Origin of the sequence: Colwellia sp. Bg11-28, assembly GCF_002836245.1 — a bacterium.
Taxonomy (GTDB): domain Bacteria; phylum Pseudomonadota; class Gammaproteobacteria; order Enterobacterales; family Alteromonadaceae; genus Colwellia; species Colwellia psychrerythraea_A.
The window spans coordinates 179,906-204,807 of sequence record NZ_PJBA01000008.1 but is presented as its reverse complement, the minus strand read 5'-3'; the positions used below and the strand labels follow the sequence as shown (position 1 = coordinate 204,807).

Annotated in this window: 18 protein-coding genes and 2 pseudogenes; 10 read left to right on the top strand and 10 right to left on the bottom strand. The window is 38.0% G+C overall.

Annotated elements, in window-relative coordinates; genetic code table 11:
* Window positions 1-18 precede the first annotated feature (18 nt).
* A pseudogene (locus CXF79_RS16945) lies at window positions 19-1,155 on the bottom strand (AMP-binding protein); the annotation flags it as partial.
* Window positions 1,156-1,383: 228 nt separating this feature from the next.
* Between CXF79_RS16945 and CXF79_RS16940 the strand changes: the two are divergent.
* Window positions 1,384-1,986 (top strand): GNAT family N-acetyltransferase, encoded by a 603-nt coding sequence (locus CXF79_RS16940; protein ID WP_101156720.1) that lies wholly within the window; start codon window positions 1,384-1,386, stop codon window positions 1,984-1,986.
* A 68-nt stretch (window positions 1,987-2,054) separates the two neighbouring features.
* Here CXF79_RS16940 and CXF79_RS16935 read toward each other — a convergent pair whose 3' ends face one another.
* The 7 genes from CXF79_RS16935 to CXF79_RS16905 form a co-directional block, all read right to left on the bottom strand.
* On the bottom strand, window positions 2,055-2,657 hold the full coding sequence (locus CXF79_RS16935; protein WP_011041528.1) for a DUF938 domain-containing protein: 603 nt from the start codon (window positions 2,655-2,657) through the stop codon (window positions 2,055-2,057).
* On the bottom strand, window positions 2,657-3,796 hold the full coding sequence (locus CXF79_RS16930; RefSeq protein ID WP_232769230.1) for a GNAT family N-acetyltransferase: 1,140 nt from the start codon (window positions 3,794-3,796) through the stop codon (window positions 2,657-2,659). The genes CXF79_RS16935 and CXF79_RS16930 overlap by 1 nt, the downstream gene beginning before the upstream one ends.
* 140 nt (window positions 3,797-3,936) lie before the next feature.
* Window positions 3,937-5,238 (bottom strand): sensor histidine kinase, encoded by a 1,302-nt coding sequence (locus tag CXF79_RS16925; RefSeq protein WP_101156718.1) that lies wholly within the window; start codon window positions 5,236-5,238, stop codon window positions 3,937-3,939.
* Between the two features lie 2 nt (window positions 5,239-5,240).
* Window positions 5,241-5,981 (bottom strand): response regulator, encoded by a 741-nt coding sequence (locus CXF79_RS16920; RefSeq protein ID WP_011041531.1) that lies wholly within the window; start codon window positions 5,979-5,981, stop codon window positions 5,241-5,243.
* 141 nt (window positions 5,982-6,122) lie between these two features.
* Window positions 6,123-6,548, bottom strand: a complete 426-nt coding sequence (locus tag CXF79_RS16915; protein ID WP_101156716.1) for a DUF3019 domain-containing protein — start codon at window positions 6,546-6,548, stop codon at window positions 6,123-6,125.
* Window positions 6,538-7,458 carry a MipA/OmpV family protein gene (locus CXF79_RS16910; RefSeq protein ID WP_232769229.1) on the bottom strand — a complete coding sequence of 307 codons (921 nt, stop codon included), beginning with the start codon at window positions 7,456-7,458 and terminating at the stop codon, window positions 6,538-6,540. The genes CXF79_RS16915 and CXF79_RS16910 overlap by 11 nt, the downstream gene beginning before the upstream one ends.
* 165 nt (window positions 7,459-7,623) lie before the next feature.
* A complete protein-coding gene (locus CXF79_RS16905) occupies window positions 7,624-9,693 on the bottom strand; it encodes a TonB-dependent receptor (protein WP_101156712.1) in 2,070 nt (689 codons plus the stop codon).
* A 342-nt stretch (window positions 9,694-10,035) separates the two neighbouring features.
* Between CXF79_RS16905 and CXF79_RS16900 the strand changes: the two genes are divergently transcribed.
* From CXF79_RS16900 to CXF79_RS16875, 6 genes are all read left to right on the top strand, one after another.
* The gene (locus CXF79_RS16900; RefSeq protein ID WP_232769228.1) at window positions 10,036-11,037 is read left to right on the top strand and encodes an ABC transporter substrate-binding protein; all 1,002 of its coding nucleotides are present in this window, start codon (window positions 10,036-10,038) and stop codon (window positions 11,035-11,037) included.
* A gap of 13 nt (window positions 11,038-11,050) precedes the next feature.
* Window positions 11,051-12,334 (top strand): sensor domain-containing diguanylate cyclase, encoded by a 1,284-nt coding sequence (locus CXF79_RS16895; protein ID WP_101156708.1) that lies wholly within the window; start codon window positions 11,051-11,053, stop codon window positions 12,332-12,334.
* Between the two features lie 193 nt (window positions 12,335-12,527).
* Complete coding sequence (locus CXF79_RS16890; RefSeq protein WP_232769227.1) at window positions 12,528-13,283, top strand: class I SAM-dependent methyltransferase; 756 nt, start codon at window positions 12,528-12,530, stop codon at window positions 13,281-13,283.
* A 616-nt stretch (window positions 13,284-13,899) separates the two neighbouring features.
* A complete protein-coding gene (locus tag CXF79_RS16885) occupies window positions 13,900-15,723 on the top strand; it encodes a thiamine pyrophosphate-dependent enzyme (protein ID WP_232769226.1) in 1,824 nt (607 codons plus the stop codon).
* A gap of 207 nt (window positions 15,724-15,930) precedes the next feature.
* Window positions 15,931-16,410, top strand: a complete 480-nt coding sequence (locus tag CXF79_RS16880; protein WP_101156705.1) for an AAA family ATPase — start codon at window positions 15,931-15,933, stop codon at window positions 16,408-16,410.
* A gap of 61 nt (window positions 16,411-16,471) precedes the next feature.
* Entirely contained in the window at window positions 16,472-17,233 is a 762-nt protein-coding gene (locus tag CXF79_RS16875; protein WP_101156702.1) for a phytanoyl-CoA dioxygenase family protein, read from the top strand.
* 228 nt (window positions 17,234-17,461) lie between these two features.
* Here CXF79_RS16875 and CXF79_RS16870 read toward each other — a convergent pair whose 3' ends face one another.
* Window positions 17,462-19,657 carry a S46 family peptidase gene (locus CXF79_RS16870; RefSeq protein ID WP_011041542.1) on the bottom strand — a complete coding sequence of 732 codons (2,196 nt, stop codon included), beginning with the start codon at window positions 19,655-19,657 and terminating at the stop codon, window positions 17,462-17,464.
* A gap of 433 nt (window positions 19,658-20,090) precedes the next feature.
* Between CXF79_RS16870 and CXF79_RS16865 the strand changes: the two genes are divergently transcribed.
* Complete coding sequence (locus tag CXF79_RS16865) at window positions 20,091-21,455, top strand: hypothetical protein (RefSeq protein ID WP_101156699.1); 1,365 nt, start codon at window positions 20,091-20,093, stop codon at window positions 21,453-21,455.
* On the opposite strand, the pseudogene CXF79_RS23730 reads toward CXF79_RS16865, so the two are convergent.
* Window positions 21,421-21,669: pseudogene (locus tag CXF79_RS23730) on the bottom strand (hypothetical protein). The gene CXF79_RS16865 and the pseudogene CXF79_RS23730 sit on opposite strands and share 35 nt — an antisense overlap.
* Before the next feature lie 116 nt (window positions 21,670-21,785).
* On the opposite strand from CXF79_RS23730, the gene CXF79_RS16855 reads away from it, so the two are divergent.
* The gene (locus CXF79_RS16855) at window positions 21,786-22,931 is read left to right on the top strand and encodes an imelysin family protein (protein ID WP_101156697.1); all 1,146 of its coding nucleotides are present in this window, start codon (window positions 21,786-21,788) and stop codon (window positions 22,929-22,931) included.
* A 90-nt stretch (window positions 22,932-23,021) separates the two neighbouring features.
* Window positions 23,022-24,638, top strand: coding sequence for a di-heme oxidoredictase family protein (locus CXF79_RS16850; protein WP_101156694.1), 1,617 nt, complete (start codon window positions 23,022-23,024; stop codon window positions 24,636-24,638).
* The last annotated feature ends 264 nt before the right edge of the window (window positions 24,639-24,902 follow it).

The following is a 24,902-nucleotide window of genomic DNA, read 5'->3' as shown; positions in this document are numbered from 1 at the left end:
GGCTAAATAATATTCAGTGAAGACTGCATCGCCACGAATGAGGATTTCACCTTCTGCGGACAACGTCATTTCTACACAAGGTAAAGGTTTACCAATGGTACCTAAACCTCGTTTAGTGAAGGGATAGTTTAGGCAAGAAGCACCAGATGTTTCGGTCATTCCCCAACCCTCGCTAATAGGCATGTTTAATTTTTCATACCAGTGGAGTAAAGACAGGGCGATTGGCGCCGTACCTGAGACAAACCACTGCGCATTATTTAGTCCTAATGCATTGCGGATTTTTTTGGCGAATAAGTGCTTTAATAAAGGAATACTTAATAATATTGCTATTGTATTTTGTGATATTTTATTCAGGACATTGCCTTGGAAAATGGTCCATAAGCGTGGTACGGAGATAAACCCAGTTGGTTGTGCGTATTGCAAATCATCTATAAAAGTATCGAGTGATTCGACAAAAAACACTTCAAATCCAGCATAAAGAGCTACATATCCATTACTGCGCTCTACTATGTGCGCTAATGGCAAATAAGATATTTAGCGAAAATTGTTAGAGAGCTTAAAAAGTTCAACGAGGTTTTGGGCGACGGATGCCATGTTTTTGTAGCTTAATACTACGCCTTTGGGGCGACCGGTCGAACCTGAGGTATAAACAATGGTCGCTATTTCATTAATAGTGTTTTGGTGAACATTCAGTAAAGGTTCAAACTCGGTTAACCAGTCGGAGAATTGTACTGTTGTGGCTGGCGTAGGATAGGGAAAAGCGATACTTAATAGATCATCGTTAATAGCACTCTGTACTTCTTCTGGATTATCTAATTTGCCGATAAAAATAGCGCTTAAGTCAGCATGCTTAATAATGTGGCTGATGTTTGTTTGTTCTGCAGTCGGATAAATTGGCACGCTGATCATGCCTGCCATCATGATGGCTAAGTCAGTAATAACCCATTGAGCACAGTTTTTAGAAAGAATACCGATCTTAGCACCACTCTCAAAACCTTGACTTTTCAGGGCTGCAGCAATACAACGAGCTTGATAATCAACATCGGCCCAGCTGAATTCTTGCCATTGTCGATTGACTGGTTGGTGGAGAAAAATTTTATTAGGATGACGGCTGACATTATTTTTCAGATTCTGTAAAGGGGTTAAATATTCCATGTAGCACGTTCCTTTTATTGATATCGATGAGTATAGTTTTTATCTCTCACTAATCAATAATACATGAAAACTATGCGAGGTAACCGTTTGATGCTCAAGCAGATGTCGATGGTTTTTATTAATTTAAATTACAATGGCTTAAGCTAGGCAAGGAGTTTCAGCACGCTTGCCAACAAGTTAATTTAAACTTATCATCGATACAAATAACATCTGAAGTTTATCTTAATTATGAACATTTTTTTAATTAAAGAAGCTGACCTTGTAGAGGCAGCTAAAATTATTAGTGCTTCCTTTAAAGACTACGAAGTAATGCGTTATCTATTCAATGATTCTGGCAATGACTATGAAGCACACATTACTGAATTTTTCTTAGCATTCTATCAATTCGGTTTAGCCAATAATTGGCCCTGTTATGGCGTGAGAGTTAATGAACAATGGGTAGCTGTTGCTCTTGGCTGCAACTCCAGTGAACAAGAGATAATTAAAGGCAGCGATGACGCCTTAACTGAATTTTACAAAAAAATAAGCCCTCAAGCTTGCTGTCGCATTGAACAATATGATCAGCAGGCTGATGCTGCACACCCCAGTAAGGCACACTTCTTCATCGACTCCATTGGCACCCACCCCGATCATCAAGGTAAGGGCTATGCAAAAGCCCTAATCCTTAAATTCCAAGAGCTATCAAAGTTAGATGTACATTCAACAGGTGTTGGTCTCAATACCGAGTCTGATAACAATATTAACTTTTATCAGCACTTAGGTTACCAAGTAAAAGCGCAACAAAAGATAGGAAATCTTACCAGCTGGAGCCTATTTAGAGCGGATGATTAACAAGCTTACTGGCATCTATTATTTATGGGAAGCTGTGTGATACTTTTAATCTATATGTAGATTGAATACTATCTTTTTGAAAATACCAATAGCTGATTATTAGCAGGCATAACATGATCGTCTAGTAATGTAAGCCCCGCAGAAGTTGCTAATAACAAGATTGCTTCGATATCACGAATGCCGCTATCTATATCTCTGTCTTTCAACCATAGATCAAAATTAGCGTTACTTTCGCTGGTGTATTTTTCTTTATATTTAAAGGGGCCGTATATGCAAACGATGGCTTTGGCTGCTATGTTTTGCGCGATACCCTCAAAAAATTTCACCACTAATGGCCAACTTATTATATGCAATGTATTGGCTGTATATAGCCCATCAACTTGCGGATTATTCTTAGGCATAGGCCACGCTTTATTCAGATCTATCCCGATAGGTTTTTGCACGTTAGATAAAGCCGTTTCATCTAGCCACAAATTAATACCTTGATGATTGATTGGTAAATCACTGGTTTGCCAAGTTAAGTGGGGTAGGTGCTGGCCAAAGAAAACGGCATGTTGTCCCGTTCCCGAGCCAATTTCTAAAATATGCTCATTTTCTGAAAATACTTCTGACAGTATGTTTAAAATTGGCCGTTTATTATTTTCACATGCTTGGGAAAAGGGTTTATTCATCATATCTTTCTATAGGGTAATACCTGCTGACATTGTTCTTGATACGTTAGCATATGCTGCTGCTCTTGTTGACAAAAGTTTTTAATTGCCATTCTAAAAGGTACATGTTTTACCCAGTGGTAAGAGTAGGTTAATACTGGCTCGAATCCTCTTTGAATTTTGTGTTCACCTTGGGTGCCAGGATTAAAACTTTGCAATTTATTTTGAATGCAAAATTCGATACCGCGATAATAACAGAGTTCAAAGTGCAAATTATTATAGTGCTTGGTGCAGCCCCAATATCGGCCATATAGCTGAGAATCATCATAAAAAAATAGCGCACAAGCAATATCTTCTTGTTCATTGCTAGCAATGATTAATAAGATATTATCTGCCATGTCAGCGACTATTTGCTTAAAAAACTCATAACTTAAGTGTGGTTGATGACCCCGTTTCAAATAGGTAAGTTGATAGGTTAAGTAAAAAAACTCGAGATCTTGTTGGCTGATTTCGTTATTTTTCAGCTGACGGATGTCAATCTCTTGCTCAATGATTGACAGTCTCTCCTTACGGGTATTTTTTCTTTTACGTGAAGTGAAGGTATTTAAGAAATCATCGAAGGTTTCATAATCACGATTAAACCAATGAAATTGTACGGTATTACGCTGATAAACATCCTCAGGCAGAGCCGTCCTAATTTCATTGCAATACAAAATATGCCAGCTATTAATGTTTTCTTGTTGGCAATGCTCGATTAACGGTTCAAACAATTCATTCATTTGACCTTGTGAAGTTAGTAATTTATCACTACTAACGGGAGTAAACGGGATGGTGGCGACTAATTTAGGGTAATAATCTATGTCATTACGTTTGAAAGCATCAGCCCAATCCCAATCAAAAACATATTCACCCCAAGAGTGACTTTTCAAATACATCGGCATAACAGCCGTCACTTCATTGTTATTGGTGGCAACTAAATGATGGGCTTGCCAGCCTTGTTTAGCACTTGCTGATTCGCTTTTTTCAAGGGCATTAAAAAAATCATAACGAAGAAAAGGGCAGGGTGAGTTATTTAAATTCTGCCAATCACTAGCACTTATTTTATCAATATTATCAATAAAACTTATTTTTATATCGGCATTCAATAGAGTCTTTCTCACTAGCTAGTGGCTCAATGTAGCTTCAAGGTTAACGTTAACAAGAAATTTATTAAAGGATATCTTATCAATTATCGATTTATGTCTTGGTTTAAAAGGCCAATATTTAAAGCAATAAATCGGCTAATAATTGTATTAATTAGCTAATGAACAGGGAATGATAGAGTAAAGTTAGCACCACAAAGTTGTGTACCGTTAGCGGCGCTAATACTCCCATGATGCCAATCCATCACTTTACTACAAATCGCTAAGCCTAAGCCAAAGTGCCCTTGTTCTCGCGTTCTATCGGCATCAAGTTTTACGAAAGGATTGAAAATAATCTCCAACTTATCTTCACTAATACCTTTACCATCATCGGCTACAGTAATGGAAATGGCGTTGTTACTACTTTCTAATAAGATGACTATATTGCTGTCAGCATAGCCAATAGCATTACTGATTAAGTTGACTATGGCGCGATAACACCAGTGATAATCTAGCCCATAACTAAGTACTTTCTCTGGGGAAATGGTGCTAATTTCGATGCCTTTTTGTGTGGCAAGCACTTGGCAATCAGTGATTGCGGAGGCAATTAACGCTTGGATATCGGTTTGTTGTTTTTTTAGATTTAACGCTTGTCGCTCCATTGAAGCATAATCGAGAAACAGTGAAGTCATTTCTTCCATTCGCGTTAATTCATTATCCATACGGGTTAAATAGCTATTTTTTTTATCCATTGATTTGCTATCAAGTGCTGCTTCAATACCAAAACGTAAACAAGACATTGGTGTGCGAATGTCATGGGATAAACTGCGAGCAAGAATTTTATTATCGGCTACCAGGTTTTCTATTTTCCCCGCCATAGTATTAAAGCTTTTTTCTAACATTTTAATATAGGAGAACCGGCTTTTAGCTATACGGGCATCAAGTTGTCCTGAGCCAATTTTAGCTGCAGCATTGTTTAGTAGGTATAAGCGTCTTGTTAAGGGGATTAACCATAAAATTAATATGCCGCAAATGCTTACATAGAGGATTAAGGTTAGAAAAAAATTGAAATTGTCGTCGTCGACGGTTTCAATGGGTAGCTCAAAGCGTAATAGATAGTCAGGGTGATTGGCGATGTTTTTTACTAAATACTGGTTGTGACTTGAAGCAAGTAGTAACCCGCCTTGCTGGTTTAACTCTGCAACTAATGAGCTAGGTAAGGCTATGTTTTTACTTGAGGCTAGACTGGCTTTTAATTGATAATGCTGTTGAAACAGGTTAACTTTTTCGCTTAATTGCGAATGGCTAAGCGAGCTAAGTTCACTTGATAAACCGTCGAGCAGTTGACGGTATACAATAGTGCCTTGTGTTTCAGTTACTTTATCTTCAGTTGAGTATTCTACTAGTTCATCTAATCCCCAGCCGATAAAAAATAGCGAACCTAAGACGGTAAAAATGATACTAATATAGAGACTACGCATGGTTATTCTTCAATATCGCACGCTGGCTTATCTTGAGAATTATCTTGCCAAGCATCACTAACAAATAAATAGCCTTTACCCCAAATCGTCTTAAATTTTTGTGGCTTTTGTGGATCGTCATTAAAGAGCTTACGTAAGGTGGATAACATCACATCAAAGCGTCTATCTTGGCCATCATATTCACGCTTTTTAAGGGCTTTAAAAACAGAGTCTCTATCAACAACATTACCCGCATGCTGTGCCAGGTAAGTGAGAAAAGCAAATAGACTGGTGGATAACTCCACCTCTTTTCCCTGATAAAGCACACGCTTCGCTTCTTGATTAATGGTCAGTTCGCCAAAAATTAGTGGGGCATTGAGATCAGGTTCTACTTTATCATTATGGCTTAACTGACGATTTATTCGCGCTAGTAAGGCGCGGGGACGAACCGGTTTTATCACATAATCATCAGCGCCAGCTTCTAAACCTATTACTTCATCAAATTCATCGGCGCGGGCGGTCAACATAATAATCGGCACTTGTTTACTTTGTTCATGCTGGCGGATAAGGCGACATACTTCTATACCATTTAATCCCGGCAACATAACGTCAAGTAACACTATATCGGTGGTGTTTTTTTTGATGACATCAATGACTAAATCACCACGAGCAACATGGGTAACATTAAAGCCTTGCTCGGTTAAATATTCAGACACCCAGTCGGCAAGGCTAATGTCATCTTCAACCAATAATATATTGTACATTTTGCTTTTCCTACTGTGTTAAACCATGCTTTATCTGCATTTATAAGGGGTCTAAATATTTAAAATAGTTCTGTGTTTTAATACTATTGTTATTGGTAATCATACGCTTAATTAAAGCGCTTGTTCACAGGTAACCTACTGCTAAAATAGTCGCCAACGACGTTTACGCGCGGTATTTTTATGCTGCCAACTCACTTCAACTTGAGCTTCGGCTACGATCTTATTGTTAACTTCTTTACGTAACTGATACTTAACACTTTTGTTTGATTCAAAGTCTATTTTTATCTGAACATTGTTACTGTTTTTCCAACACCCTAATTGTTTCTCTTCACCTTCTTGATATAAACAAAAACTTTGTTTTGAAGGTGATTGCCATTGCAATTCTACAGTGGCAAAACAACTACGACCTTGCCTTAAGGTTACACACTGCTGGGGTAGGGCAGTAAAAACTACTTCGTTATCGTTCGTAACTGTTAGCTCACTTGCACTAACTTGCTTACACACCAGTAAGCAGTAAAGCAGTGTTGGCAAAACAATGGCAATTCCTTTGCCAACATTAAAATACATACATCACTCCAAGCGTAACTTGGGTGGTTTGGTTAGTATCAACCAAAGGACTTTCTTTCACATTCTTTGAAAAATAGCTGTGGGTGATGCCAGTATGAAAAGACCAACTTTCTGATACAGGATATTGCGCATAAACTTCAGCTTGCGCTCTAAAGCCTGCTTCAGCATCATATTCAGGCCTTGTTGCTAATACTTCATCAGGACTAACACCAATATAATAATTAATAATATCTTGGCTAAAATAACTTAAACCTGCGCCTAAATAGATATCCCAGTTTTTGTAGGGTAATAAATAGCTGTAGAAGCTGTCAATAATTAGACCACCGACATGATTTTCGTTTTCATCTTCACCTGAACTGCCATAAGCAAAATCAATACGAAATAAGGCATCTTCAAAATACTGGGAATAACGTATCGCTGCACCAATAGTTACTTCTCGCTCTTTTAATCCTGCTAGCAACTCTGCATCGCCGCCGCCATACTCAATCAATGATTCAGAATCGTAACCTTGCATGTAAGCTTTTAGTATTAGGTCAAGTTGCCAGTTTTCCTCAATAAACAGTTGGTAACCTAGCTCAGTGCCGCCAAGTAGTACATGGGAACGTCTTTGATTGCTTTGTAAATAAAAACCTTTGTAAGAAATATCAACCAACAAGCCTGGCAGAAGATATTCTGATAATTTTTCCTGTTCAATGCCAGCTATGATTGTAGGATCATAAATTAAAGAGAGATCTAGGATAATTTGCCATTCAAAATCATCTTTAATAACGGGTTTGTTGGCATCGTTCTCTTGACTGACACCGGTATCTTGCCCGTAACTTAAGGAGCTAAATACCAACAAGCTAATGGCAAATAGCCAAGAAAAGCTTTGATTCTGTAGTAGTCTGATATTATTTTTTTTAATGGACATAGCAAAGCACAAAGCGTATTTACAAAAAGTAATCATATGTTACCACGGTGTAAATGTTACTTGTGCTTAGCGGTTCATTTTTATTGTTTAAAAAGTGTAAGTAAACTTAAACCCGTTACCCTGTAAAGTGTGCTGTGAAAAACTTTGCAGTGAGTTAACGTCTGACTAAAAAGTCATCTTTAAACCAATGTAGGGAAATACGCCGATATCTTCTTCACCTGAGACATTGTATTCAGTCAGGCTGTCGTTATCACTAGGATCGTAGTAGTAACCTGAGACATTTTTCTGTGCCATGGCATTGATAATAGCCCAAGTCCATTGCGCGTCGTAGCCCCAATAGTTTGTCTTGTAATTAGCTTCTAAATCTAAGCGATGATATACCGGTAGTGTTTTGGCATTTAACTCACCATATGTTGGTAAAAAATGGTCCTCATAGTCAGGGTTTTCACGTAATCCAACGATAGGTGTGTATTTTGCGCCACTGCGCAGAGTGAAACGCAAACCAAAATCCCAACGTTCATTTAATTCATAATTGACAACTACATTGGCGACCAGAGGCGTATCTAAGTAGTAATCAGCAGTGACATTAGTCAAGTCATCCGTACGTTGACTTTGCGACCAACTTAAGGATGCCCAGCCAAACCAGCCATTATGTCGTTCGTGTCTAACTAACCATTCAACCCCTTGCGCATCGCCTGAGGTATCATTGGTATAGTGCACCTCAGCATCCTGTACAGCGGTATTTTCATCAACAGAGCGGGGCAGTTTAGTTAGCTCTTTATGGTAGATATCAACTGAAGTGAACCAAATGCTGTTTAAATCATAATCAACACCTAATGAGTAATGCGTTGCTTGCGGTGATTTTATCTTTGGGTTGCCAAGTTTATTTAACGCGGTATCAACATCAGGAAAACGGCTATAGGTACCTGCCTTTGCCTTAAAGGTTAAGTCATCAGTAGCGAACCAATCTAAGGCTAACCTAGGATGAACAAAATTTTGGCCAGTGTAATCGTTACGTTCAGCTCTTAGGCCAACAGTCAGCTGCCAAGCATCACTTAACTGCCAAATATCATGAACATAAACGGCTATATCTTCATCGGTGAGGGTGGCAACATCTTGAATGCGATCACCTTTGTTTTCATTACAGTCGGCATCATTTTCTGTACAGTAATAAGGGATCATATCGAAACTGTAATCAACATCTGATTTACTGTAGTCAAAGCCAAAACCTAACTTATGATTATCAAGCCAGGTGATTTGTGATGAAAAACGCACATTATAGGATTCTTCATCAACTTTGATAAACTGCCCTTTACCAAAAATCTGATCAGTTGTATTGACCGTATGACCTGCGACTAACTGCATTATTTTTTCTTCATCGCCATAGTATTGCCATGAAAGGCTTTGGCTATCAAATTTGGTCGTTATTTTAAAATCACCGACACTATCTGGGTCAATTCGACCTTCTTCTGAATTTTCAGAAATATTAATGCCGCCAGTATCACTAGCACCTGAAGCACTTAAGGTAAGTTTGTGAGCATCACCAATGAGCCACTGATATTTACCCTGATAATCTTCACTTATCGGAGCTTTAAATACCGTATATCCTTCGTCTTCTTCACCTTCAGGTAAAAATAAGTGGATCTGACTACGACGATAAGACACGTAGAAAGCTTGGTCTTCAAAGGTTTCACCTTCGACCATAACGCCACTTTTGAGCATGCTTAAATCAACGGTAGTCGTGATATCTTTTTGTCGAGGATCGCGTAATTGCACATCAAAAACACCGCCAGTGGCATTGCCATATTCACTGCCAAATGCCGCTGGATGTAAGGTGAAATCTTGAATAAGATTTTCATTAAAAATACTGTCGCCAAATAAATGGAATATGTAACCTGCTGGCATGTCATCAATGTAAAAGGCATTATCTTCAGGAGAAGACCCGCGCACTGCCGGTGAACCGGTATCACCACCAGCATAAACAATACCGGGTAAACTATAAACGGCGCTTAATGGGTCATTGCCAATACCGGCAACACTCATTAACTGTTCAGTTTGTTCAGTCATCTCACTATTGGCTTGATTACGCCTTGAGGTGACTTCGATAACTTCAATGTCTTGAGCTTTTGCTTTTTTTTCTGAACTTTCTTCTGTTGCTGCCAATGTCGTGACAGGCATTGCCGCTATTAACATTAAAAGTGAACTTGCCATACTAGTGGTGGATGTTGCTTTCATTTCTAGCTTCCCTGTCTTTTTCTCGGTGTAAGATGCATGAGGTATGGACTAATTCTGACCAATGCTACTGTGTAAATCAGTAATCTAAGTGTCGAAAAACTGTTAGAAAGTGTAATTTATACGATGTACATGTGATGAATATTGAAGTGGACTAGGTGTAAAAAAGATTGATGACTTAGATGTCATATCATTAGGTAGGCACGAACGTGGATTTAGGGCTTTTTAAGTGTATGCGTAGCACTCATTAAGGGGTTACTGATGTACAAGTAAATAGCAGTACAATGATCCTATTTCACGAATTCTTTCTATACTTAAAAAAACCTTTATGTTGTATTGATTATTTTGATTAATAAAAACCTTACTTTGTCTTTGATCACACTGCTTGTATTTATCAGTGTTGTCTGGCTTTATTCCAATTTTGAATCTCATTGGCAGCAGCCAAAATATCCGCTAATTATTGCGGTTTCTAAAACACCGTTATCAACGCCTTTCTATGTTGCTAAGGCTATAGGAGCCTTTGATGAAACTTGCGTTAGTGTCAAATTTGATGAAGTTGTTGGTGGACAAAGGGCATTTGCTAAAGTCATGAATGGTGATGTTGATTTCGGTACGAGTTCAGACTCAGTTATTGCTTTTCAAAGCTTGGCGAACAAAGCCTTTGTCACTCATGCAATGTTTGTTCAATCTGATAATGATGTCAAACTTATTACTAGAACCTCCGAAAAAATAAACTCAACCATGGATCTTAAAGGGAAGAGAATTGGCGTAACTAAAGGTACTGCAAGTGAATATTTCTTGAGTACTTTGTTAGCGCTTGAAGGCTTAACCATAGAAGATGTAGATCTTCATCATTATAAACCAGAACAGTTAATGAATGGCTTTATAAACAATGATATTGATGCCTTTGTGCCTTGGGAACCTTTTGGGTTTCAAAGCGCTCAATTGCTTAATGGCCAAATTAATATACATAACACTAAAAGTTTGAACTCCTTAAGTTTCAATTTGATTTCTGTCACTGCAGATAATTTACTGGTGGAAAAGGCAAAATGTGTTGTCCAAGGGCTGAGTATTGCCATTGATTACATTGCTTCTCACCCTTCTGAGTCTAAACAAATAGTGATGAATGAACTTAAACTTTCAGCTGAGTTTATTGATTGGGTATGGTCCGATTATATATTCAAACTTGGGCTCAACCAGTCTTTAATGTTAAGTGTTGAATCACAAGCCATTTGGGCTGTTGCGACCCAGATGACTCAATTTAATGAAATTCCTAATATCGAGCACTTTATTGACAGTAGAGCTATGTTACAAGTTATTCCTAATGCGGTAAATATCCCCCAATAAAGGAAGGTTTACGATGAATATCAGTTTGTTGCAACGTATCTTTTTTTTCACCCTAAGTTGTTGTTTATTATTTGTCTTGTTACTTGGTAGTGTCATCTGGTCATCACAGGCGATAGAACTGGCTTTTAGTCGAAATCATTATGCGCAACAACTCACTAACCAGACAAATACATTAAAGCAGTTGGTCGCTAATGATAATATTTATGACAGTAATTACAGTATTAATGATTGGCAATCGTTAGAGGTAAAACTAACAGCGCTACTCAAATCATCACCCAAATTAACAGAGCAACAGCTAACTATCCAAAACAGTCTTCAAAGTCAAAATGAAAGTTTGAAAAACCTTTTTACTCTGATCAATAAAAACAAACTAAAAAATGCCAGCGAAGTGATAAAAACGCATTTGAAAGCAAAGTTGATGACACAGCTAGAAGCTATTCGATCAGAGGCCTTACACTTGTCAGCAATTGCACAAAAAGATATTTACAACACCATTAAAAACCAAGCTATTTTTATTATTACAGTTTCTGCTGTCAGCATACTCGCTTTGCTATTTGGCGCTTTTACCTTGACCTATATAGTCAGAAAATCATTGACTGAAGTGAAATGTGCTTTTGAAAAAAACCACAGTGGTGACTATCAAAATATACAGCTTTCTCATCATTCACAAGAATTTGATAGTATCGCTGATGCGTTTAATACCATGAATGAAAAATTAAGTGAATCTACTATTTCTCTAACAGAAATGAAAAAAATAGTGGAGGAAAGAACACATGTCTTAGAGCAGTTATCAAGGACTGATCCTCTCACTAAAGTGGCCAATCGTCGCGCCCTTTTTGAGCGTGCAAATATGGAATTCTCACGGGCAATGAGAAGTAAAAATAAATTGACGTTATTACTATTAGATTGTGATTTCTTTAAGAATGTGAATGACGAATTTGGTCATTTATTTGGTGATGAGTTGTTAATTCATATTTGTAATATTTGTGGTCAAGAAATACGAGATATTGACTTTCTAGCGCGATATGGTGGTGAAGAATTTATTATTGTATTGCCAAATTGCGATATAGCTGGTGGTATTGAAACAGCTAACCGCATACAGAATTCACTCGCTAGGCATTGCGTGGCGATAGAAGATAAAGAAGTTTGCGTGACCTTAAGTATTGGTATTTCCATGCTCAGTGAACGACATAAAAACTTAGATCAACTAATTAATGATGCTGATAAAGCTATGTATCTAGCGAAGGAAAATGGTCGAAATCGAATTGAAGTACTCCCTGCACCTAATCTGCACTAAATCAACATGCGCTACCGAGTTGTTACATATTTTGAAACAAGTTACTTATTGCTCAAAGAAAACTCTGTTATAGACTGTTAGCTTATTTCAGGCGTTGTCGATGCATTTAATTGTGAAATTTTCGCAACGTATTAAACTTAATACTAATAATAAAAGCAAAGTAAGTGCTTTAATAACTGCAAAGGACATAACAATGAGTATGAAGACATTTAAAGGGAAAGTTACCACTACATTAGCGGTACTTTCTGCAATGAGTTTATTCGCTTTTAGTGCATCACTTTTAGCCGGTTCACTCGACTTATCAGGTCGAAGTGATGATGATACCCAGCAAGATACTGGCAGAAAACCTGCACAAATCATCGATTTTGTCGGTGTTGAAAAGGGTGACAAGGTACTCGATCTGTTAGCGGGAGGAGGCTATTATTCTGAACTACTCTCCCGAGTTGTTGGTGAGAAAGGCGAAGTTACCTTACAAATACCTAAGGCATACCTTAAGTATGCCGAAAAATCGATAAAAGTTAGGCTTGCCAATGACAGATTAAAAAATGTTACTTATTTACTCAGTGAAGCCGATGACTTAAAACTGAGTGAAAATACGTATGATAGTGCTTTTTTAGTGTTGGGTTTCCATGACATGTTTTTCAAAGAAGATAGTTGGAACTTCACGGCAGATGAAGTGATGCCGCAAGTACTTAAATCATTAAAGTCAGGCGGAAAATTATTAGTTATCGACCATGATGCAACAGAAAATAGTGGTATTCGTGATGTTAAGTCACTGCATAGAATTGATAGCGCCTTCGTTAAAGCTGATTTGGAAAAACGTGGTTTTAAATTAGTTAAAACCTCCAAAATATTAGAAAACAATGCAGATGATCACTCTAAATTAGTTTTTGTTCCTGAACTGCGCCGCAAAACTGATCGCTTTGTTATGTTGTTTGAGAAAATTTAATCTCATCTAAAAGCGCCATACTTATTGATACGCTAGGAATGCTTTTTTTGAATATGAGCATTCCTCACTTCTCTATCAGATTTATACCAAACGGATTAATGTATTAGTCAGCTTAGAGCTACACTAGCGAGCTTAAAACAAGCAAAATGAGTTAAACATAGTCACTCTATATTTCACTAATTTTGTGATGTTATCAGTTTGCTAATGGGCTTCCGAAGGACTAGTACCTAATAAAAAGTAAAGGCTTACATGCGGCGTTATTGATTTTGACAAGGACGCTGCATGGATGCAGCTTATTAGAGAATGCAGGAGCACATTCTCCTGAATAACCATTCTCTTCAATCAATGCCTTGCCTCTAAGCCTTTTAATGCTCGCTAAGTGATCAATAAATTAGTCCGATTGGTATTACCCTACCTCAGTTTTAACCCTCGACTAAAATCAAAATTAATTGAACGGCCATTCGCCAATTACACCTTTACAAAAACTGTAAAAAAGACTGCACACACGGCTTCAAAGTGATTTTATCTAAAGATCATAAAAGATGATCTTAATCATATTGGTTGTTTAATAGCCCTTTAAAGTACAGAGATAAACTTTATAAGAGAGATTAAAATCATGTCGTATGAAATGAACTTTGGCAAAGCTTACAATGAGAAACTACCTACGTTAGGCGAAACCATGAGCGATGTTATTCGCTTTTTTGGTGGCCAACATATTTATGGTGTTGGTGGCGATTTTGCGGCTAACTTAATAGCAGCTCTTAGTGTTAATGAGCATGGCGAAGGCATTCAAATTAATCCCTCAAGTAATGAAATGCATGCAGGATTTTCAGCGTGTGCTCAGGCTGAAGTCGACGGTATGGGGTTTTGTTTAACAACTTATATGGTTGGTAGCTTACCTTGTACCAGTGCTGCCGCATTAGCGGTCACTGAGGGATTACCTGTTGTCTTTATTTCAGGTGCTCCTGCAGAAAGTGAGGTGAATCAAGTAGCTATTCATCACACTATTCATCCCAATGCCTCATGGAAAGCTGAATATGATAATGCTTTAGAAGCTTTTTCTGCCTTGGGTATGCGTGTAGAGCGTTTACAAGGACAGCGCGTAGAAGGACATCCTAATCTTGCCGGACAACGTTTTTATCAAATTGTCAGTGAAGCGTATAAGAATAAGCAGCCCGTTTTTATTGAAGTACCACGCGACCAAGTCTTTGCTAAAACCCAACCCATTAAGCTACCAAGCACATTGGATAATATTTGCTGCGGAAGTAATATTTTAGCGGGGACAGAGTTAATTGTTGATAATATTTTAGATAAATTGGCCCAAGCCAAAGCACCTATGCTCTACTTAGGCGATCGCCTAAAGCACAATGAAAAACTTAAACATTTGATTATTAGTTTTGCGGATAAATTTAATATTCCCTATGCCACTACTTGGTTTGCTAAAGGGCTTTTTGATGAATACGCACCATTATGTTTAGGTGCTTATAATGGTATTTTTACTCAAACAACTGGCCGTGAGTACATTGAACAAAAAGTTGATTATGTTATTGATATTGCTACCAGTATATTCCCGCAAGACAGTAATATTGCCTTTGGTACTGGTACCCATAAAATTGAGCGATTTGACAATAAAACACTGTTAAAAGGCGGTTCACTATTAGAGAAAGACCTTATCGCTATTTTTGAGCGCTTGATGGAGCAAAATATTATCCCCTTCGAGTTTACAGCGCCATCTCAAAGAGGCTTAACAGCGCTGTCGCCACAGCTTGAAAGTAATGAATTAGCCAATGGTGAAGACGATATTGATTTCAATAACTTGGCACAAACACTCAATGACTTACAGGCACAAGATGCCAGTACCTATGTTTATCTACCTGAAGTAGGTAATTCATATTTTGCCAGTTACAGTTTGAAAGTTCGTCAATCAATACTTGGTCGCTCTTGGCTTACTAATCCTTGGTACGGGGCAATGGGCACAGCATTACCTTATGCCAGAGTGGTTGCTCAACGCATCAAGTCACAACAAATAGCAGAACGTGCAGTAGTGATCATTGGTGATGGTGGTTTTCATTTTCAATTAAATGAACTAATCCATTTTTTAAAGGATAAGTCAGACGTTACTATCGTATATATGCGTAATAATGTTTTTCACTTAGGCAAAAGTGGTGATGGCGCTATTTATCACTGTAATGACAGTGAATTTGATGTGCATAGTTTAGTGAAAGCCTATCAAGGTGATAGCAAAACATGTACTAGCGTCGGTGAGTTTAAAGCTTACTTTAAAGCATGCAGTCAGCAAACAGGCATCTCCTTAATTGAAGTGCCAGCAAAACCGATTGAAGCAAGACAAAGCAACGAACTGAAGTTATTAAATCTGTATATCAAATCTCAAAATGGTCAAGCTGAAGCAGTGAAAGCATGGCAAGCATTAACTCAGTAATTTTAGTTAGTTTTAACGTTAGATAATGGGTACTTAATGCTGTTGTGAACAGGCTTTACCTATTTTTGAAGTGATGAAAGTATGGGATATTAGGCAGTCTATACTTATTGCCAATCAAGAGCACCCGAAATAGGCATCTTGATTGGTAATGACAATAAATAAGCTTTACTCATGCTGAGTGACGCTCTCCGCCGTGAGGAAAGAATATTGAGAAAGGTGTTGGTTTTTGGCAATTCAGCTAGCGGTAAATCTACCTTAGCTAAGCGCTTGGCTGCGTCAGAGCAATTAGCGCACTTAGATCTCGACTTGCTCGCTTGGCAAGCGACCAACCCACCAACTAGAGTGCCGTTAGTTGAAAGTGCTAAAGCGATTGAAAAATTTATGCTACAGCATGAACACTGGGTTATTGAGGGTTGTTATAGTGACTTATTAAAGGTCGCAAAGGAACAATCGACAGAAATTATCTATATGAATTTATCTGTTGATGATTGCATTGAAAATGCCAATAATAGGTCTTGGGAACCGCACAAATATACGTCTAAAATTGAACAAGATGCTAACTTAGCCATGCTTATACAATGGATTTCTCAATACGAACTCAGGGATGATAACTTCTCTAAAGCAGCACATATTTCCTTTTACCAAAACTATACTGGCGCGAAGAAAATGCTGACCACTAATTCTTAATGTTGAACGGCAATGTTAATAGCGGACGTTAATTTGATAAAGTGCTAAGTGGAAACTTATAATGAATAAAGCATACCGTGAAAGTGGTTACTTACTAATTAAGAATTTCCTTAATGAAAGTGAAGTCTTAAAGTTACATACCGTAGTAGCTGAGTTTCATCGTTTATGGCAAAAGGACAATGCCACTTATTATGCGCAGAGCGCGGTGAATTCAGCTTATCTGACTAATCGAGAATACTTAAATGATAGACAGCGACAAGTGCTGTTTGATTTTATTGGTTCAGAAAAAGTAATGTCTATTGTTAATGAACTAATTAGCAAACAACCTTGCTTTTTAAATACCCAACTATTTTTTAATCCGATGAACCCGAAGCAGCGTAACTACTGGCATAGAGATCCGCAATATCACCTATCTATTGAACAACAAAAAGTAGCTTTATCGGCATCTGATGTAATTCACTTTCGGCTCCCTTTACTTGATGAACCAGGTATTGAATTAGTGCCAGGTACACATAAGCGTTGGGACTCTACTGAAGAGCTTAAAGTAAGGTTAGAGCAAGCAGGTCATAAAAATAACCAGCCACTATCACAAGGAAAAATCATTAAACTTGAAGCGGAAGATTTATTAATCTTTTCGGCAAATATGATTCATCGTGGTTTATATGGCTTGGATCGTTTGGCATTCGATATACTCTTTTGCCAGCCTGACCCAAGTGTTATTCAATTTGTGTCCAATGACTCTTTACCAACTGCTGAGGCCTTAACAAGTCTTGAAAATTCAGATGCTTTTGACAATACTATTAAGTTATACCAACCAGACTAACTAAATGATCTTTTTAAATGGTCTAAATACTCAATAACATTGTTGCTTTCAATCCCAATAGCCAGCTATTGCTCAATCAAGCACCTTGTTCTTGAAAATTTATCCTCATTAAAATTTGAACCATTAATTAATCTGATTGGTACTAACATCAGCGATAATTAATCTATATAAAATAAAAAATCCGGCACATGGCCGGATTTTTATAGTGAGACTTGAATAAGTTAAAGACTATTCAACAATATCCATTTCTTCGATTAGGTTAGTGGCGCCATCTACGTGCTCCATAACCCAAAGCATGTAACGTACATCAACGTGAATTGAGCGATTCAACTTAGTATCGTAATCCCAATCACCAATAATGCTTTCATAAACACCGTCAAATACTAAACCAACAAATTCAGCTTTGTCATTTAGCGTAGGTGAACCTGAGTTACCACCGGTAATATCAAGTGTACCTAAGTAGTTAACAGGTACTGAGCCCAATGCTTTTTTCGCGTACTCGCCGTACTGTTTTTTATTGATTAAATCTAATTGCTTTTGTGGTGCATCAAATGGTGCAACACCAGTATCTTTAGCAACAATACCTTCAAGCGTAGTATAAGGCGTAGCCGTTAAACCATCTTGAGGAGAATAACCTTTTACATTACCGTAAGTAATACGCAAAGTGCTGTTAGCATCCGCATATACAGGTAAGTCGTTATCGTTGAAGTAAGCGATAAGCGCTTCCATGTACTTAGGACGGAAAGCTTGAATATTACCTGCTAGCTCTTTCGATTTGTCTTCAATCGCTTTACGTTCTTTAAAACTAGAAACAGCTAATTGAATAAACGGGTCTTTGCTGTTGTTAAAGTCACTTACAGAGTTATTCATCAGCGCTAAACGTTGTTCTTGTGAATTAAGTTTGGTGTTTTTATACATTTTGCTTAATTGCTTGCGAAGCTTCTTCTCGTTAAAGTTTTTAGCTGTGGTATTGGTTAACCCAAAGAATTTATCAAATGATTTAAGACGCTCAGCTTTAGGTAAAGCAACGTAGTGCGTTAGCATAGCTACAAGGATTTCTTGATCAATTTTTTCATCATAACGACGATCAACAGATTTCATGCCTTGTTCAAAACGGGCGATATCACGTTCTTGATAACCACGTTCACGGTCAATATTTGCTTTAGTGTTTTCAACGGCTAAACGGTGAAGTTTTTTCGCAGTTGATAACATTTTGCTGTAACGCATATAACCTAAAATTAAATCACGTGCTTGTTGCTTATCATCCATTTTAACTAATTTGTCTAAACCAGATAACGCTTCACCATATTGGGCTTTACGCTTTGCACTGCTGTTTAACCATTTAGCTAAGTTCGTTTCAAGTGTTTGCTTACGTTGTAAAAAAGTACCCTTGTTGTAACTGTGGATCATTGAACCATAGTTTTTAGCATAGTTAGCAAGACCAGCTAATGTGCTTTCATATTTAATACGCGCTTCACTACCTACCTCTGAATGCGTATGAATTAAATCAATAATCTCTTCACGGTACGCTTTAGCGTGTGGGTAAGTCCAAGAGAAAGTATTTTCAACTTCATAAGCTGTACGGTAGCGGTTAGTTCGGCCAGGGTAACCAAGAACCATGATGTAATCACCGTCATCAACACTGCTTTTGTTTACTTTTAAGTGATGTTTAGGTTTGTATGGAACATTGTCTTTACTGAAATCAGCAGGTTGACCATCTTTACCAACATAGGCGCGGTAAAAACCGTAATCACCCGTGTGACGTGGCCACATCCAGTTATCGATATCGCCGCCGTATTTACCAATACTGCTAGCAGGCGCATGAACTAAACGCACATCACGAATAGTAAGCTGCTTGAATAAGTAATATTCTAAACCGCCGTGAAAGTTAACTACACTACAGCGGTATCTATCATCATTTTCACATTCAGCGACTAATTTTTTAGAATTGGTATCAACCGCTTTGTAACGATCACTACCTGACATTTTCTCTGTAACGCCTGATTTTACCAATTTAGTTACTTCGGTAATCTCTTCTGTTACATAAATGCGACTACCTGGTGTTGCTGGTAATTCTTCAGCGAAATTTTTAGCTAAAAAACCATTTTTAAGTAAGTTGTTTTCTGCTGTTGAGTTGTATTGCACTGAACCGTAAACACAATGATGGTTAGTTGCTACCAAGCCCTGATCAGAAACAAACGATGCGGTACAACCACCCAAACTAACAATGGCACCCATAGGGAAGCCGGTAAGATCGGTTAAATCATTTGGATTTAACTTTAAACCCGCGTTGGTTAATTCTTTAGCGATAGTTGGTAATTGGTTTGGTTGCCACATACCTTCATCGGCTAATGCTGAACCTGCGCTAAGAGCTAGTGTTGGCAGTATTACTGACCAGCTCAGAAATTGTTTCATTTTAATCATAGCTATCCTACTTTTCTTATGTAGTTTTGAACCGAATCAAATTAGTTGTGGGACTACATTTTATGTTATTTAGTTGTTATTTGATTGTAATTTTTTTGATAAAAAATATCGACAACAGAGTGTGCGCTAGTGATAACCCTTAGTCAAAAAAAACAACGAAAATTATTCATTTCAATTGTAAAGATAGGTTTCAAAAAGTAATTCACGAAGTGCCATTATTGCCATAAAACTTATCATTAACAGTGGCGTATATTTTTATGCTTTAAGCAGTAGTCATGAAGTTAGCACCTATTGAGCTTTACTTGTTCTTTAGCAATAAGTTGATCAAATTACAGTTATTGCAAATAAAAACAATTCTCACTTGTAATTGTAATCAAGTGTCATTATCATTAGCGCAAATAACATTAATTCTCGTTCTTATTTGAGTGATTCCATGAATAACGTCCTAAAATTTATAGCCATAAGTACTCTATTTCTCTTTCATCATCAAAGTTTTGCGGCTAGTGAGACTGAGTTACAGACCGAAATATTAAAGCAGAAAGAGCAACTGCAGTTGATTGAAAAACAATTAGCAGAATTAAAAACAACAATGATAAGTGCGCAAGAGCAGCGTCATGAGGAAAAAACAGCAAGTTATAACAATGATAAAAATTGGCAAATTAACTCATACGGTAGTGTGCTTTATAAGAGCGAAGAGATTTATCGTAATATCCAAGATATTGACCCAGAGCGAAAAGCGACCACTGATTTAGAGCGAGTCGTCTTAGAGTTTGTTTACGACTTTGATGCTAAATGGCAAGTAGAAATTGAACTTGAATATGAACATGGCGGAGTGGGTTCAACGCTTGAATATGATGGTTTTGAAGAGTTTGGCGAATTTGAAACCGAAATTGAAGCAGGCGGTGAGGTTATTGTTGAAAAGCTACAAGCAAAATATACAGCCAATGAAAACTTCACCATTAAAATGGGTCATATCTTTGTTCCTGTCGGTTTAGGCACAGACTTACATAAACCAGGTCAGTATTTTACGACTCAACGACATTGGAGTGAAGCCACACTCATCCCACAAGTATGGCACGAAACAGGCGTTAACTTGATCAGTAAATGGCAGGGATTCACGGCACAAACCTTAATAACAACAGGTTTAAATTCAGAGTATTTTCGAACTTATGAATGGGTAGCTACGGGACATCAAAAAAGATTTGAACAAGTGAATGCTGATGATTTAGCACTAACGCTTCGTTTAGATTACGGTGACATAAAAGCAGGTAAAGGGTTTGGCGTTAGTTATTACACAGGTGACACTTCAGGAAACCGCAATAATACCGCTAAAGTTGCTGGTGACGGAAATCTCACTATCATCGGTCTTCATGGAGCTTACCGCTATGAAAACTGGCAAGTTAGAGGGCAATATCTCTTTGGTACTTTAGATGACAGTGAAGCGATAACCAATGCCAATAAAACCACACCTGGCCTTAAACCAGGTAACTTCGCACAACTGGGCAGTGAAGCAGAATCTTCATTTGTTGAACTTGCTTATAACAGCCAAGGTCTTTTTAATTTAAGTAATCCTCTTTATTTATACACCACTTATGAATATGCCAACCCAATCAAAGAGGTTGAGCAGGGCAATGCAACTGAACGTTTTAATAAAGAATCAGTTGCCTTAGGTATTAATTACTTTCCTATCAAAAACATTGTCTTAAAAGCTCAAGTAGCACAACAGATGTATGCACAAAGTGATTTGGATGACAGCACAAGCTTCAGTCTATCGATGGGGTACTTTTTCTCAATATAAAAACTTTAATAATAGGGTCTGTTGAACTTTCGAAATTATTTTTGCAGCGAATTGTTGGGTATTTATACAAGGCAGAGCATTTGTCATGTGGTTATTCCACATAAAAAGGCGATATCGCAGTAAAAAGACCCTACAAACGCTGTCCGAAGGATTCGGCTAAAAGCGTTTTACTCTTTGTTAAGCAGTGTTTACTTAGAATGACTAGGTCACACACTACTCGCGCGATTAAAACGCTTTACTCTCTTTAAAAAAGGCGAACAAAATTTAACTGCGAAAGGTTAACAGACCCTAGTTAATCAATATCAATATTTAAACAAGGAATATAATAAAATGTTAAAAAAATCACTTCTGGCTTTGGCCTTGTCGAGCGTATTTCTTACTGGTTGCGGTGGTAGTTCATCAAATGATGCTGTTGTACCTGAAGTAGAATCAAAATTTACTTTTGACGCAACAGAAATGATCACTAATTTAACCAATGATGTGATTGTTGCAGGCTATAAAAATCTTAATGATGAGGCCGCAGTTTACTTATTAGCCACTCAAAACTTAGCCAATACGGCTACGGAAGAAAATTTAGCGGCAGCGCAACAAGCTTGGAAAGATGTTCGTGTACATTGGGAACAAGGCGAGTCTCATATATTCGGTCCTGTTGATGCACTTTCTATTGACCCACATTTAGATACTTGGCCATTAAATACCAGTGACTTACAAGCATTGTTAAATACTCAATCAGGTTTTAACGCGACTCAATTAAAAGCATTTAATGATGACGTACAGGGTTTCCATACCATGGAGTTTTTATTGTTTGGTGACGGTGTTGCCGACAATGAAAAAGCTATTGGTGAAATGACAGCCTTAGAGCGTGAATATTTATCTGCTACTGCGGAGGTTTTCAAATCTCATACGCAAACATTGTTTGATGCATGGACTGTTGCCAATGATCCTAATGATGCTAACTCTCCAGCCTATAAAGACTTATTACTAACTCCGGATAATGAGGTTTATTCTTCTTCGTTAGGTGTAGTCCAAGAATTAATTAACGGCATGATTGGCATAGTGGATGAAGTCGGCAATGGTAAAATCGCTGAACCTTTTGGCAGCAGTATTGATAATATCGATACCACAAAAGTAGAATCACAATATAGCTGGAACTCTCTGGCTGATTTTACTGACAATATTCAAGGTGTTCAAAATGTTTATCGTGGTGAGTTTCTAGGGCAAGCGGATAAAACCGGTATTATTGATTTTGTTACAGCAGCGGATGCTGCTATTGCAACGCGCGTCGATACTGAAATAGTTGATGCTATCGCAGCCATTAAAGCCGTTGCTGGAGACAATGACCTACCTTTTAGACAGGCCATTAATGATGCAGATGCTCGCGTTCGAATTCAAACAGCAATTGATAAGTTAACAACATTGCAAACCTCGTTAGAGAATGATGTGCTAACGCAGTTGAATGAATGGCAACAGCCGTAGTCGTGTAGCTAGTTATCATGAGCGTTTTTCAAGGATGAATGTTGTGCAAGGATGCACAATCGTTTAGAAGAATGTCCTGGAAGTATTCCTATGAAAATTTTAATAAGAGCAAAATGGTCAAACTTGGCCATCATTATCGCAAGTTCGATAATTGTTTCTGGCTGTAACTCAAGCAGCTCAGATAAAAAAGAAGAAACACAATCAAAAGCCCAAGTTGCCTATACCCATATAAGCCAATTAGGTGGTGATGCTACCGCGGTAAGTGCGAGTGATTCAGGACATGGATTTTCAACGCCTATGCCTAATCTAACTACTGAACAGTTAACTCAACATTTAGCCGGAGATGCTCATTTTGAAACAGCATTTACTACGGCTCCAAATAGTGAACACCCTGAACTCGATGGTTTAGGGCCTGTCTTTAATAATCAAGATTGTAATTCTTGTCATCAACGTGATGGTCGATCGTCAACGATTACCTTGGCACAAGGTCAAGAGCGTGTTTTATTGGGTTCTGAAGCTGGAATTTTCTTACGCATGAGTATTGATGATGGTGAATGTTCTAATCCATCTGCAGATAACAATTACTGTAAAAATGCGGGTGTTGATGGTTTTGGCACACAGCTATTTCATCGGGGCGTATTAAAAGCTCGAGATGATTGGCAAGAAAACCCTTTCATTGGTCAAGCAGATGTGTATCTTGCGTATGAATATTCGACCGTGGAATATGCCGATGGCAGTTCCGTTGAACTTAAAAAGCCTATTTTTTCGATTGAACAGCCTTATGATGTGAGTGCCGAAAACCGTTTAGACAGTGCTATTTTACAAGCCGATGTTCGATACAGTCCAAGAAATGGTATGCCAGTGTTCGGCTTAGGTTTGCTTGAACTTATCAGTGATACTGATATTTTGGCAAATGCCGATGAAAATGACTCTAATAGTGATGGAATATCTGGGCGTCCAAATTGGGTGTTTGATCCTATCAAAGCACAAAGTAATGATCCTGTACCTGTCTCTTTAGGTCGCTTTGGTTGGAAAGCCAGTACGCCGAGCGTTCGTGTGCAATCACTTGGGGCATTACGAGGCGATATGGGCGTGACCAATCCATTATTCCCGGATGAAAGTATTGCTAACACGCCTTTGCATGAAAGTTATTTAACACGGACAAACTTTGTTGATACCGGTGTTGATGAGCAAGGTAATACCGAAGCTTCGCAAGAATTTTCTGATGAGGTGGTGTTTTATGCTGAAACGTTGGCAGTACCAGCAAGACGAAATATTGAAAATGAATCTGTGATAGCGGGTGCCCAGCTTTTTGATCAAGTTAATTGTACTGGCTGTCATCAACCCGATTTTACCACCGCAAAGGGTGAGTTATTAGTGGGTGGTTTACCAGCACCTGATGGTTTGAAAGGTCAGAAAATATATCCTTTCACTGATATGTTGCTGCATGACTTAGGCGAAGGTTTAGCTGATAACCGTAGAGACTTCACTGCTACCGGCGTTGAATGGAAAACCAGGCCTTTATGGGGAATAGGTTTAACTAAAACGGTTAACCCTGCCGCAGGATTTTTACATGATGGTCGAGCTGCAACGGTTGAAGAAGCTATTTTATGGCACGGCGGTGAAGCACAGCAAAGTAAAGCAGACTTCATGGCTATGACACCAGCAGATAGACAAGCGTTATTAGATTTTGTTATGTCATTGTAGTGACCGATAAAATAGTACTTATCTTTAGTTCATCTTTATTTTTTTAGTGACAGCCCTAAGACGGAGTTGTTTTTTTAAGTCATTAACGCTAATAAACTTACTGCTAGCCATAACTCAAAGGTGACGCAGAAGCGACTTTGATTACTGATAGCATTGTCGCATTCACAGATAGAACGTGTGGTGTTGCACAAAATCCCCCTAAAAAGCTTACCAATTAAATGCTGATTTTAATGATTTTCGTTGAGATAATGATAGGACAGTGAT